General features: G+C 48.0%; 12 protein-coding genes and 1 pseudogene. 10 read left to right on the top strand and 3 right to left on the bottom strand.

Features of this window, described 5'->3' with window-relative positions:
• Positions 1–72 precede the first annotated feature (72 nt).
• Positions 73–300, bottom strand: coding sequence for a chlorosome envelope protein B (locus A3K90_RS03840; protein WP_292002487.1), 228 nt, complete (start codon positions 298–300; stop codon positions 73–75).
• Between the two features lie 256 nt (positions 301–556).
• Here A3K90_RS03840 and A3K90_RS03835 point away from each other — a divergent pair, with 256 nt between their 5' ends.
• Positions 557–1183, top strand: coding sequence for a flavodoxin domain-containing protein (locus tag A3K90_RS03835; RefSeq protein WP_292002486.1), 627 nt, complete (start codon positions 557–559; stop codon positions 1181–1183).
• Between the two features lie 185 nt (positions 1184–1368).
• Here the strand turns inward: A3K90_RS03835 and A3K90_RS03830 are convergent.
• Positions 1369–2729 (bottom strand): annotated as a pseudogene (locus A3K90_RS03830) (radical SAM protein).
• 424 nt (positions 2730–3153) lie between these two features.
• Here A3K90_RS03830 and bchF point away from each other — a divergent pair.
• The 5 genes from bchF to lsrF all read left to right on the top strand — a co-directional run bounded on the left by bchF (position 3154) and on the right by lsrF (position 8400).
• Positions 3154–3630 (top strand): 2-vinyl bacteriochlorophyllide hydratase, encoded by a 477-nt coding sequence (bchF, locus tag A3K90_RS03825; RefSeq protein ID WP_076792383.1) that lies wholly within the window; start codon positions 3154–3156, stop codon positions 3628–3630.
• Positions 3627–3923 carry a hypothetical protein gene (locus A3K90_RS03820; protein ID WP_292002485.1) on the top strand — a complete coding sequence of 99 codons (297 nt, stop codon included), beginning with the start codon at positions 3627–3629 and terminating at the stop codon, positions 3921–3923. The genes bchF and A3K90_RS03820 overlap by 4 nt, the downstream gene beginning before the upstream one ends.
• 75 nt (positions 3924–3998) lie before the next feature.
• Entirely contained in the window at positions 3999–5204 is a 1206-nt protein-coding gene (gene bciD, locus A3K90_RS03815; protein ID WP_292002484.1) for a 7-methyl bacteriochlorophyllide c oxygenase, read from the top strand.
• 128 nt (positions 5205–5332) lie between these two features.
• Complete coding sequence (locus A3K90_RS03810) at positions 5333–7450, top strand: bifunctional aldolase/short-chain dehydrogenase (RefSeq protein WP_292002483.1); 2118 nt, start codon at positions 5333–5335, stop codon at positions 7448–7450.
• Positions 7451–7518: 68 nt separating this feature from the next.
• Positions 7519–8400 (top strand): 3-hydroxy-5-phosphonooxypentane-2,4-dione thiolase, encoded by an 882-nt coding sequence (gene lsrF / locus A3K90_RS03805; protein WP_292002482.1) that lies wholly within the window; start codon positions 7519–7521, stop codon positions 8398–8400.
• A gap of 27 nt (positions 8401–8427) precedes the next feature.
• Here lsrF and A3K90_RS03800 read toward each other — a convergent pair whose 3' ends face one another.
• Positions 8428–8649: a Nif11-like leader peptide family natural product precursor gene (locus tag A3K90_RS03800; RefSeq protein WP_076792375.1), complete on the bottom strand. Its 222-nt coding sequence runs from the start codon at positions 8647–8649 to the stop codon at positions 8428–8430.
• Between the two features lie 289 nt (positions 8650–8938).
• Between A3K90_RS03800 and A3K90_RS03795 the strand changes: the two genes are divergently transcribed.
• The 4 genes from A3K90_RS03795 (at position 8939) to A3K90_RS03780 (ending at position 12370) form a co-directional block, all read left to right on the top strand.
• Positions 8939–10108, top strand: a complete 1170-nt coding sequence (locus A3K90_RS03795) for an IS4 family transposase (RefSeq protein ID WP_303681248.1) — start codon at positions 8939–8941, stop codon at positions 10106–10108.
• Positions 10109–10169: 61 nt separating this feature from the next.
• Complete coding sequence (cruB, locus tag A3K90_RS03790) at positions 10170–11711, top strand: gamma-carotene beta-monocyclase CruB (RefSeq protein WP_292002481.1); 1542 nt, start codon at positions 10170–10172, stop codon at positions 11709–11711.
• A 30-nt stretch (positions 11712–11741) separates the two neighbouring features.
• Positions 11742–12107: a hypothetical protein gene (locus tag A3K90_RS03785; RefSeq protein ID WP_076792372.1), complete on the top strand. Its 366-nt coding sequence runs from the start codon at positions 11742–11744 to the stop codon at positions 12105–12107.
• Positions 12108–12145: 38 nt separating this feature from the next.
• Positions 12146–12370 (top strand): hypothetical protein, encoded by a 225-nt coding sequence (locus tag A3K90_RS03780; RefSeq protein WP_292005026.1) that lies wholly within the window; start codon positions 12146–12148, stop codon positions 12368–12370.
• The last annotated feature ends 76 nt before the right edge of the window (positions 12371–12446 follow it).

Here is a 12446-nt window from a genome sequence, read left to right as displayed (position 1 = left end):
CACCCTGCAGCAAGACAAAAAAAAAGCACCTTATCCCTTGAGGTATAAGGTGCTTCAGAAAAGAAAAGGTGCTTACTTTTTCGGAGCAAGAGCTGAAGAGACGCTCTGCAGTACCTGATTGACTGTGTTCAGCACGTTACCGGCAAGATCGGTAGATGTTTTGCCAAGTGGCTCAATCATTTGGGATGCGGTTTTGATGCCGCTGTTGAGCATTTCAACCTGCTGCTGGCCAAGTTTGCCGAGCGTATCCATCAGATTGGTGATAGCTCCAGACAAATCGTTGCTTGTTCCGTTTGACATAGTGGGTTATGATTTAGGTTTATTGAGAAGTTATATAACTGAAACAGTTTAACCCTCTTTTACGGGATTTTTTATTTTTTATAATTTAATACATTTTCTGCTGCTGAACAAATGGAAAAAGATACTCAGGCACAGTCGCCAGGTATCAGCAGGTTATTCTTTTATGCTGGTTTTATTTGATTTACGGGAGCATCACTCCTTTTATAGGTAAAAAATACTTTTTATTTACTTAAAATCGTATCTTAATCCGGAAATAATGAAAGCCGTTATCTTGTACGACAGTAAAACCCAAGGGGGTTCAACTGAAGTGTTGATTGATTCCATCGGTCAGCTCCTTGCCGAATCCGGTCTTTATGTTGAAAAAGCGAAGTGCATAGCTACTGCGGATTACAGTTTTGTCAAGGAGTTTGATATTGTTATCCTGGGTGCCCCGGTGTATAATTTTGTTGTATCGCCACAGCTTTTGGGCGCTTTTTTACAGGGGAACCTGAAAAAACATCTTAAAAAGAAGAGAGTCGCACTTTTTCTGACATGTGGGACCCCAGAATCGATGGCGGCGGTTTTTTACCTGCCGCAGTTGAAAATACACCTTCTGACTAACAGAATCCTTGTCGAGAAAATTTTTAATCCCGTCGAGTCATCAGACGGTAATGCCATCGAGTCCTTTGTAGATGATCTTCTCGAACAGTATGAACGGAGCGTTGTTTCAAGAAAAAGATCCGTGATATGGAGTGATGAAGCTCAGGATTTGCTTGAAGCTGTCCCGGGATTTTTGCAGGAGAAGATCAGGTCTATGGCTGAAGAGTATGCAATGAAAAAAGGTTACAAGGAAATTACTGTGGAAATGCTGGAAACTGCCCGTGATGAAATGGGCGAAAAGTAAGTCGCCGCCACCGAGTCGTCGTTATTGATCGTTCAGTCAGGTCGCCTTACCGTTCGTTATTTCGTGCGGTCAGGTTTTTTTCCGATAAACAGGTTGAGGAGTGTAACAATAACTACCCCGGAAAGGTAAAAGGCTACCGGAGCGAAAAGTGTTGTGTAGTTTACGGTTTCGTGCATGTTCGTTACTTATGGTGTTCTGATGTTATTGTTTAGCTCAAAGGTTTCAAGCTGCTCTTTCAGATTTTTTTTGAATGCAAGACTGGTTATGAGGTTCAGCATTTTGTAGGGGTTGCGTCTGACCCTGTTGGCGATTTTTCCCCAGGAATATGTTTTGTAATAGCTGGTCATGAATTTGTGCTGAAATGCTACGGGATCGTAGTGTTCAGAACGAATGACAAGGTTGATGGCGTTGTATTTCTCCCAGTCCTCATCGGTTATCAGACCCTTTTCTTTGTACTCCCAATACATTTTTGTTCCAGGGTAAGGGGTAATGATCTGGAAGATAGGCATGAATACGTGGTTTTTACCGACAAACTCGACGAGGTCATCCATGTCCTCAAAGGTGTCAAGTGCAGGATTGACCAGGAAATTTCCCTGAATGTTCAACCCGGCCTTTCTGCACTCTTCGATCACGCTTGCAAATTTTTCCGCGGAGTTGACATGCCCTTTGTTATAGGCTTCCAGTGTGCTTTGTTTGATTGATTCGAACCCGACGAGCACCATATTGCATCCGGAATCAACAAGTCTTCTTACTGTTTCTTTGTCTTCAAGAAAATTCATGCTGAAGAAAACGCTGTAGTTGATATTGCACTTTTTGAGCAAGGAAAGGTTCTCCCATAGCTTCTTCTTGTTGATGCCGAGATTTTCATCGCAAAGCATGAACCATGGCTTTGATGATTTTCCTTTTGCCTTGAAAAAAACCTTTTTGGCTGTTTCAATCTGCCTGATGAGATCATCAGGATTCTGGTAACGGTAGAGTTTTCCGGTAAAATTCGGTGTGACGCAGAATGAGCACTCATAAGGGCATCCGCGGGTGATATAGATGGGGATGGACTTGGTTCCGTCAACTTTTTCTCGTTTTGATGCCTGTGCAATCCTTTCATAATCAAGGGGCACTATTTTTGTGACCTGCGGGAAGTCCTTTGCATCGTATGTCGGCTTCAACCGACCTGACGCGGCATCTTCCAGTACGGTAGCCCAGAGGTTTTCGGCTTCGCCGCAAACAACGCAGTCGGCATGGCTTCGCGCTTCATCGGGATTGAACGAAACGTGAAGACCGCCAAGAATTACTTTTTTCCTTTTTTTCGGAACTCATCTGCAATTTCATATGCTCTTGTAGCGTCTATCGTTCTTGATGTGATACCTACCAGATCGTAATCTCCGTCATAGTTGATGGCATCACCAAAGTGTTCGTCCGCAATTTCGATAGCATGCTCAGCAGGCGTAAGACTTACAAGTACGCCTATAGCCATGTGAAACAGTGGCTTCTGGTTGGTTTTCGAGTCTTTTTTCCCTTTTGGCGCAATAAAAAGCAGTTTGAGCGGCATGATTTTCTGTTCCCGGATTATCTGTTCTGACAAGAAGTACAGGTCATGCATAGATCAGTTGGTACCGTGTTTATCTGCTGCATGGCCGAAACGCTGAGTGTTATCCTATAAAAATTATCAAAATTTCGTGAGCGACAAAACCTTTTGTAGCCAACCTGAAGCTTTTCATGGGCGGGGATTTCAGAAATATCGGCAGTGAGTCGCAGTTTCAGGAGAACCCTTAAGGAGGTAAAGGTATTCTTCGCTCCTTTGCAGTTCGTAAACAGTATGCTGAGGCGGCAGGTCAGGCAGGGATGGTAGTTTTATTTGACCTCCACGGAAGAAGAGATTTTTTTCGAAACGTTGATCTTCCTATATTTAAGAATCGATAAAAAGGGGAGCTATCCTTAAGTCGTTATCTTTGTAACAATTAACACGAAGATATATGCCTCGTTATACTCCTGAGCAGCTTGCACAAAGGAACGCTACGGTCTGGACCGATGTTCAGCTCATTCTTGCACCCATTCAGTTTGTCGTTTTTCTTGCCGGTGTCGGCGTGACTTATCTGTATTTCGTCAATCCCGGCATCATTGCTTTTTTCTGGGTTGATGTAGCCATTCTTTTCAAGTCTTTCCTTTTTGCGTTGCTGTTTTTTACCGGGGCTTATTTCGAGAAGGAAATTTTCGACAAGTGGATTTTTTCCAGGGAGTTTCTCTGGGAGGATATCGGCAGCGTTACGGCCGGAGCTTTTCATGTTTTGTATTTTATTCTGGCTTTTACTGGTGCAAGCCGCGAGGTTCTTGTCTGGGAGGCGTTTCTTGCCTACTTCACTTACATTGCCAATGCAATGCAGTATCTTGTCAGAATCCTGCTTGAAAAAAGAAATGAAAAGATTCTGCATAACAGCAATGTCTTGTCATGACGCTGTGGTATAATGGTATTTTAAATTTGTTTTGCCCTTTTGATGGTGTTTGTCAAACAATCAATGTGAAATTCATGCTGAAAGGAAGTTTTACCGAGTTATGGAATAAGGCCATGATCTACACAGGTTCAGGATGGCTGGTTCTTGTCTGTATGATCTGGGTTTCCGGACATTTTACTGATAACGTCGAACGGATTGTTTTCGTCTCCGTGCTGGCAGCAGGATATATTGCTGTTTACATGCTTGGTTTTTACATCAAGCGACGGCATTCCGGAAAGGCTGTAAATTTGTGAGGGCGAAGCCAGTTTCTGCTTGGTGATTGTTTCCTTTTATTATTTGTTTTTTTAATGCTAACTCATTAATAAGCCATGAGTACCAAAAGAATTATTACGAAGGAAGATGTGCATTTAAAAGCAAGGCTGCTTTCCGAGGGGGCAAAGGTAACGGTCAACAAGCCGCCGAAAACAGGGTTCAATCCGTTTCGTGCCATGGTGCTCAATGGCAGCGATCTTGCAACTCTTGTTCGCCCGGAACCGTATACCCGCCTTGAGGTTCAGGTTAACGGGGACGATGTCGAATTTTACGATTGCGGCAAACACCTTGCAAGCGGCAGAATGCAGGAGTGGTTCTCATGGCGCGACGGTACTTTGAGTAACGGACGCCCGGTTAATGCTGCCGTAATAGGAATGAACCAGGATATTATCAATATTCATTACAGTTACAGTTGCGATAACAACAATACGGGTCGGTCATGCAGATTCTGCTTTTTCTTTGCCGACCAGCATGTATCTGTAGGGCAGGACCTGGCAAAGATGCCGTTCCAGAAAATCGAGGCTCTTGCAAAAGAGCAGGCCGAAGCGGTGAAAATAGCAACCGATAACGGGTGGAGGGGGACTCTTGTTGTTATCGGAGGTCTTGTTGCTCCGGAACGTCGTTCGCAGGTTGTCGACCTTGTTGAGATTGTCATGGCGCCCTTGCGTGAGCAGTTGAGTCCGGAAGTGTTTAATGAACTGCATATAACGGCTAATTTGTATCCTCCGGATGATTTTAAGGAGATGGAGCGCTGGAAGGCTTCCGGTATCAATTCAACAGAGTTTGATCTCGAGGTTACCGATCCGGACTATTTCAAGGCGATCTGCCCGGGGAAATGTGCAACATATCCCCTTGAATACTGGCATGCCGCCCAGGATGCCTCAGTTGAGATTTTCGGGCCAGGCAGGGGGACCACAAGCTTTATACTCATGGGTCTTGAACCTATGAATTGTATGCTGGAGGGTGTTGAAGAGCGCATGTCGAAAGGGGTATATCCCAATATGCTGGTTTACCAGCCTGTGCCGGGAGCTGATATGTTCAGAATGCCTCCGCCAAACGCCGATTGGCTTGTTGAGGCTTCAGAGAAACTGGCAGACCTTTATTTCAAGTATCAGGATCGTTTTGATTTGCCCCTTGCTACGGACCACAGGCCCGGTTATACGCGAATGGGACGTTCCCAGTATATTATGCTGACAGCTGATGTGATTGCACGCAGATTGTATGAACAGGGTTATGAACTTCCAGCTGCATATCCTGTTTAACAGGTCATAACAGCATAGTTGCAATTGCCGTTTACCATGCTTGTTCGATGGTAAACGGCAATTATTGTTATTACATGTTTTCTTGTTCTGCATTATGTGAGAATTCCGTTTAAAATAAAGGGTTACTTATGCAAAACCTCTGGAACGATGCCGATCTTCAGCGCTCCGTAAACGGGCAGCGCAGCGCCAACGATATTCCTGTCGAACTTGCAGAGCTCGTGTACGCTTCACGTCTGCTCGGAAGCGAGAGTTCGCTGGTAATGCACGGCGGCGGCAACACCTCGGTCAAAAGCGAGCTGCACGATATCATCGGCTACAGGGTCAATGTCATTTTCATCAAGGGGAGCGGCGTCAATCTGGCGGGGGTGGATGCGCACGATTTTATGCCGGTACGGATTGAGCCGCTGCAGAAGCTGCAGCATCTCTACGCTACCGGCGGGCGCAGCAGCGAAGAGGATATACAGCAGTTCTCGACGCAACGGTTCAAAAACTTCCTCTATCTGAACCTGTTCTACCTGACCGAGCACATGGTGAACCATTCGCTTTCACCCTCGATCGAAACCCTGCTTCACGCGTTTCTGCCCCACCGGTTCATTTTCCATACGCACTCCACGGCGCTTCTGACGCTCAGCAACCAGCCCGACGGCCAGGCTCTCTGCCGGGAGGTGCTCGGAGAATCGTTCGGCATGGTGCCCTATATCAAGCCGGGTCTCGGGCTCGCCCGTTCGGCCGCTGCGGCCTACGAGTCGACTCCCTCCATCAGGGGCCTTGTGCTGCAGAAGCACGGCCTCGTCACTTTTGCCGATACTCCGGATGAGGCGTACCATTGCATGATCGAAAGCGCAAACCGTCTTGAAGAGCGCATAGCCCGGGCAGGCAGAAAGGTTTTTCCTTCGGTTTCGCTTCCCGCCGGGATCGCATCCCTCGAGGATGCCGCGCCGGTTATCAGAGGGGCTGTCGTTGAAGAGATTATGCCCGGAAGCCGCGATTACCGTCAGTTCGTGCTCGAATTCCGTACTTCACCCGATATTCTTGCCTATGTCAACAGCGATTCTCTTTCCGATGTAAGCCAGAGGGGCGCCATGACCCCGGATTTCATTATCCGCACCAAAAACCGGCCGCTGGTCGTTCCGGCTCCCGATGCCTCCGATCTCGACGCTTTCAAAACGGCGGTTCATGAAGCGGTGGAGCGGTATGAAGCGGAGTACAGGGCTTATTTCCAGCGCCGGCGCGAGGCTGCGGGAATCGAGGTTTCCATGCTCGACCCGCTGCCCAGGGTGGTGCTTGTGCCCGGTCTTGGTCTGTTCGGTCTGGGCCGGACTGCCCGTGCGGCTTCGGTCAACGCTGATATTGCCGAAAGCACGGCATCGGCAATTCTCGACGCGGAGTCGGCAGGACGCTTCGAGTCGATTACCGAACAGGAGGTTTTCGATATCGAGTATTGGGAGATGGAGCAGGCCAAGATGACGAAGGTCCGCCACGACGTGTTTGCCGGCAAGGTTGCCCTGGTAACCGGTGCGGCAAGCGGTATCGGGCTGGCGACGGCAAGGGCGTTCCGTCAGCGGGGTGCCGAGCTGGTGATTCTGGACCTGAACCCCGATGCGCTTGGGCGGGCTGCCGAAGAGCTTGGCGGAGGGGTGCTTCCGATTGCGTGCGACGTTACCGACCGGAGTGCCGTCAGGCGGGCTTTTGACGATGTGTGTCGCCGTTACGGGGGTCTGGATATTGTGGTTTCGAATGTCGGGGTCGCCCTGCAGGGCCGGATAGGCGATGTTCCGGACGAGGTGCTGCGCCGGAGCTTCGAACTCAACTTTTTTTCGCATCAGTCCATCGCCCAGGAGGCGGTACGGATCATGAGACTGCAGGGAACCGGGGGCGTCCTGCTTTTCAACGTTTCCAAACAGGCGGTCAATCCGGGTCCGGATTTCGGGCCCTACGGCCTTCCCAAGGCGGCGACGATGTTTCTGGTGCGCCAGTATGCGCTCGATCACGGACGCGACGGCATCAGGGCAAACGGCATCAATGCCGACAGGATCCGCACCGGCCTGCTGACCGACGAGATGATCAAGACCCGTTCGAAGGCACGGGGGCTGAGCGAGCGGGAGTATATGGCCGGCAACCTTCTGCAGGTCGAGGTCACCGCCGAGGATGTTGCCGAGGCCTTTGTGCACCAGGCGCTCGAAACGAAGACGACAGGATCGATTGTTACGGTCGACGGAGGCAACATTGCCGCCGCGCTGCGCTGACAGGGAAGTTCCTGAAAAACTGATTGCAGATTGTAAAAAAACTTTAACCGAAAGAGGAGAAGACCATCATGGCTGAATACGACAAGGACAAGCAGGCAAAAGAGTATTACACCCACGTTCCTGTTGAGAAACACGGCTTTTTTCTCAAGGGGGCGCACTCGCTTGACTGGGGCATGAAAAACCGCCTGTCGAGGATATTCAGGCCCGATACGGGCAGAACGGTCATGTTCGCCATCGATCACGGCTATTTTCAGGGGCCGACCACCGGTCTGGAGCGTCCCGACGTCAACATCGTGCCGCTCATGCCGCATGCCGATGCCATCATGCTCACCAGAGGCATTCTGCGTACGACCGTTCCTCCCTCCCTCACCAAGGCGGTCGTCATGCGCTGCAGCGGCGGTCCGAGCATTCTCAAGGAGCTCTCCGACGAAGAGCTTGCCGTGGATATCGAGGATGCCATCCGCATGAACGTGGCGGCAATAACCCTGCAGGTTTTCATCGGCGGCGAGTATGAAACCCGATCCATCCACAACATGACCAGGCTGGTCGATATGGGTCTGCGTTACGGCATTCCAACCATGGCGGTCACCGCCGTCGGCAAGGATATGGTGCGTGATGCCAAATACTTCAGGCTTGCCTGCCGGATTTCTGCGGAATTGGGCGCTCAGATCGTAAAAACCTACTATGTGCCCGAGGATTTCGAAACGGTTGTGGCTTCCTGCCCGGTGCCGATCGTGATGGCCGGAGGCAAGAAGATTTCCGAACTCGAGGCGCTCACCATGTCGTACCGGGCAATCCAGGAGGGTGCGGCCGGAGTGGATATGGGCCGGAACATTTTCCAGTGCGACGCTCCGCTTGCCATGATGAAAACGGTCGGCAAGGTTGTCCATGAGAACATGACGCCTGCCGAAGCGTACGAGTATTTCGGGAGCATCAGGGCGGAAGGATAGACGCAGAAAAGCATCTTCCGCAATGGTTTAGAGCCAGTCGGCAAGTAACTTCGCTTCCCAGTTCCATCTTTCAAAATGATTCAGTTCAGTTACCGTCGCATGATCAAGCTCTTCTCTCGTGAAATCGAAGCCTTCCTGCAGGATGATTGCCCAGCGGTCTTCTTTTGTTGCAGTATTGTGTATTTTATCCGATAACTCCTTGTCCTGCTTCATTTTCGCAAGAAACAACTTTGCGGAATCCTGTGACATACGGCGAAGTCTCCTTTTTTTAATTGAAAATCAATGTTAAGGTCACAAATTTAACCAATAAGTCCGGAACAAGAAAAGAAAAATATCCAGGACGGCGGGTTCCAGGGGCTTACCGTTTGGATCATGGTTCTTAGGGTTGTTATTTTATATCACTAGTGTCCGGTTGTTGAAAAAATAAATCCCTGCAAAGCGTTATAAGAGAATAATATACGGCGACTTTTTCGCGTTATCGATTTCAAATCGCCTGCTATCTTTGATCATTTCATAATTCTCAGCAAAGAAATGATCGATGAATACAGGAAAAACTGTTTTCGCGCAGCTGCTGGACCATTTGCCGCAGCATCAATTCCGCCGGTGCGTTAATCGTTACAAGGGGAATTATAAGGTTCAGTCATTCACGTGTCTTGATCAATATCTCTGCCTGTTCTTTGCTCAGCTGACCTATCGGGAGAGTATTCGTGACATCACGACCTGCCTGCTCGGCATGCAGAATAAACTTTATCACATGGGCATCAGGGGCACGATTGCCCGAAGTACTTTAGCAGATGCCAATGAAAAACGCGACTGGCGGATTTATCAGGACTTTGCCCATATCCTGATTCATCATGCCAGAGAACTCTACAGCAAAGACTCCTTTGGTGTCACGCTGGAAGAAACCACATATGCTCTGGACTCAACCACGATAGACCTCTGTCTGGCGCTGTTTCCATGGGCCAAGTTCAGGAAACATAAGGGTGCGGTGAAAATGCACACCCTGCTTGATTTACGGGGCAATATCCCGTCGTTTATCGCCATCACGGATGGCAAGGTTCATGATGTCAATATTCTTGATCTGCTCATCATCGAACCAGGTTCTTTCTACATCATGGATCGTGGTTATGTCGACTTTGATCGGCTGTTTCAGATTCACCAGGCCCAAGGATTCTTTGTCATCAGAGCGAAATCAAACCTGTCGTTTCGGCGCCAATACTCCCATTCAGCAGACAAAAGCATGGGCGTTCGATGTGACCAGACCATCATGCTGACCGGAAAAGAACCTTCAGTTTACTATCCCGAACAGCTGAGACGAATCAAATACGCAGACCCCGAAACCGGAAAGATTTATGTGTTCTTGACCAACAACTTCAAACTGGGCGCAAAGGTGATTGCAGACCTCTACAAAAGCCGATGGCAGATTGAACTGTTCTTCAAGTGGATCAAACAGCATTTACGAATCAAGGCCTTTTACGGAACATCAGAAAACGCAGTAAAAACACAAATCTGGTCAGCAATCTCGGTTTACGTGCTTATAGCTTTGGTGAAAAAGAGACTCAATTTGGATATAACTCTCTACACATTTCTACAGATCCTGAGTGTCAGCGTATTCGAGAAAGTCGATATTTTACAATTAGTTACGAACTCAGCCGGCACAATCGAGAGTACCTATACCGATAACCAGTTGAATTTATTTGACTTATAACCGGACACTAGTGATTTTATATGTATAGCTGGCATCATCATAAGCAATAACGTCATTTGCAATGATAGCAGATAAAGTTCAAACACTCTACCCGAGGGTATCCGAGTATTTTGGTAAAATCAGAAATGGGAACAGATATCTGGAGCATATTCTGGAGGTGGATAACTTTTGGCAAAATGTCGAGCACTCCCCATGCAGCAAGGTTGTCTTTCAGGGAAGCGAAATGCCTGAAGATGCATGTATTGCCGACGAGTATGATCTGGTTTATGCCGGAGGCTCATTGGGATTATTGCACGCGTCGGTCATGGCTTCGAAGTACGGGAGAAAAGTACTTGTTTTTGACCGCTATGTGAGCGGAAAACCAAGCCGTGACTGGAATATTTCCTGGAATGAGCTTGAAAAGCTTGAACAAGTCGGTCTTTTCTCATATGAAGAGATCAACGCGAGTATTGCTTGCAGGTATAAAACAGGTTGGGCTGAGTTTTACGTGGAAAATGGTCGGAAAAAGCGGCTGTATCTCGATAATGTGCTTGACTGTGCTGTTGAGAGCGACCAACTGCTTTCCATTGCCAGGCAGAAAATTCTTGCCGATGAATCCAGCAGGGTCGTTGACAATATGACATTCATGCGGTGTTTTCAGTTTCCTGAGAGTGTGGTGATAGAGGTTGAGAACAATATGCATGAGCGGGTGTATTTCAGAGCCAAGGTATTTGTTGATTCGATGGGAGTGCATTCTCCGGTTGCCATGCAGTTGAATGACGGGGCATCCTTTACACATCTCTGTCCTACAGTCGGGACTGTTTCCAGCGGCCTTGAAAATGTTGATCCGGATATAGGCGAGATTCTTGTAAGTACGGAGCCGGCCGATACCAGCTCAGGAAGAGGTCGTCAACTGATATGGGAGGGCTTTCCTGCCGGTGGCAATCGCTATACCACCTATCTTTTCTTTTATGATTCCCGGAGCTCCGATAATGATAAATCTCTGCTTGGTCTCTTTGAAACATATTTCCGGAAATTACCTTCCTATAAAAAACCAGGAAAGGATTTTGTCGTCCATCGCCCTGTGTATGGCGTTATACCGGCGTATTATCATGATGGGTTTGAGCGGACTCGGCAAGTTGCCGATAATAATATCCTGATGCTTGGAGATGCCGCCGCACTTGGTTCCCCACTGACTTTTTGCGGTTTTGGTTCTTTTGTTCGCAATCTCAAATCATTGACAGAGGGGCTCGAAAGAGCCTTGGCCTGTAACGAATTTGAAAAGAAGAATCTCGAACAGATAAGCGCCTACGAGCCAAATGTTGCCGCAATGGCAAACCTTATGAAATATATGTGTTATAATAAACATACGGACCATCCGAATTTTGTCAATGAACTGATGAATGAAGTGATGATAGTTCTGGACGGCCTGCCGCCCAGGTACAGGGAAGCAATGTTCAAGGACACCATGGAGCTATCCGATCTGCTTCTGATTGGTTTGAACGTGGCATGGAAATATCCCGGTGTCTTGATGGCGACTGCAAGCAAACTTGGTCTGGATGGATCACTTGGGATGATGAAAAATATGATCGGCTGGGCAATGTCATCAAAAGCTTCAAATTGAATTCTTTATCCATCTAAAACAGGTTTTGACATGGCAAACGAATCACGAAAAGGCGGTTTTTTTTCCGTATTCAGAAAAGAGGACAAATCCGTCCCAAACAAATCGGCTATTGCACCGCAGCAATCCGAAACAAAGGCAGCTTTTTCTGAAAAGCCGGCTGTATCAGTTCCCCGTGAGGTGACGCCGAAACCCGTAGCAAACGTAAAGCCTGCCGCCGCTTCGGAACAACAGGAAAAACCTGTTATTTATGAGCCGATAGATACGGCTGCCGCTTTTAACACTTGCTGGAAAGCTTTTGGTGACTTGGGCTTATCGCAGATAAAAACAGTTGAAATGGTGCTGACTATGCTGTCAAATTCCATTGCTAAAATTACCGATGGGCAGCAAACGAAATAAGTGGAGGTTTTTTAAAAAACGATTCAAAAGGAAAAGAAATGCCGCAACTACCACAAAATATTATACCGGAAGAATTGACAAAGCCTGCAGCGGCAATTGTGAGCGGGGCTTTTTTACTCTCACCGCTTGGTATTCCACCTTTTATCAGGGGGATTCCAAGAGTTCTGCTTGCCGGTGCAGGTGGATTTCTTGCAGGAGCGGTTGCTGAAAAGGTTATTGAGAACATTGGTCTGATATTGCCACCTCACCCTGAAGAGGATTAGCCATACCCACCGGAGAGCATCACTGCTCCCGCATCATCAGACGTATATTCCTGACTTGATTTATTGTCGGTTGAAA

The organism is Pelodictyon luteolum (assembly GCF_001622165.1).
Taxonomy (GTDB): domain Bacteria; phylum Bacteroidota; class Chlorobiia; order Chlorobiales; family Chlorobiaceae; genus Chlorobium; species Chlorobium luteolum_B.
The sequence above is the reverse complement of the archived record's forward strand: the minus strand, read 5'-3'. Positions and strand labels throughout refer to the sequence as shown.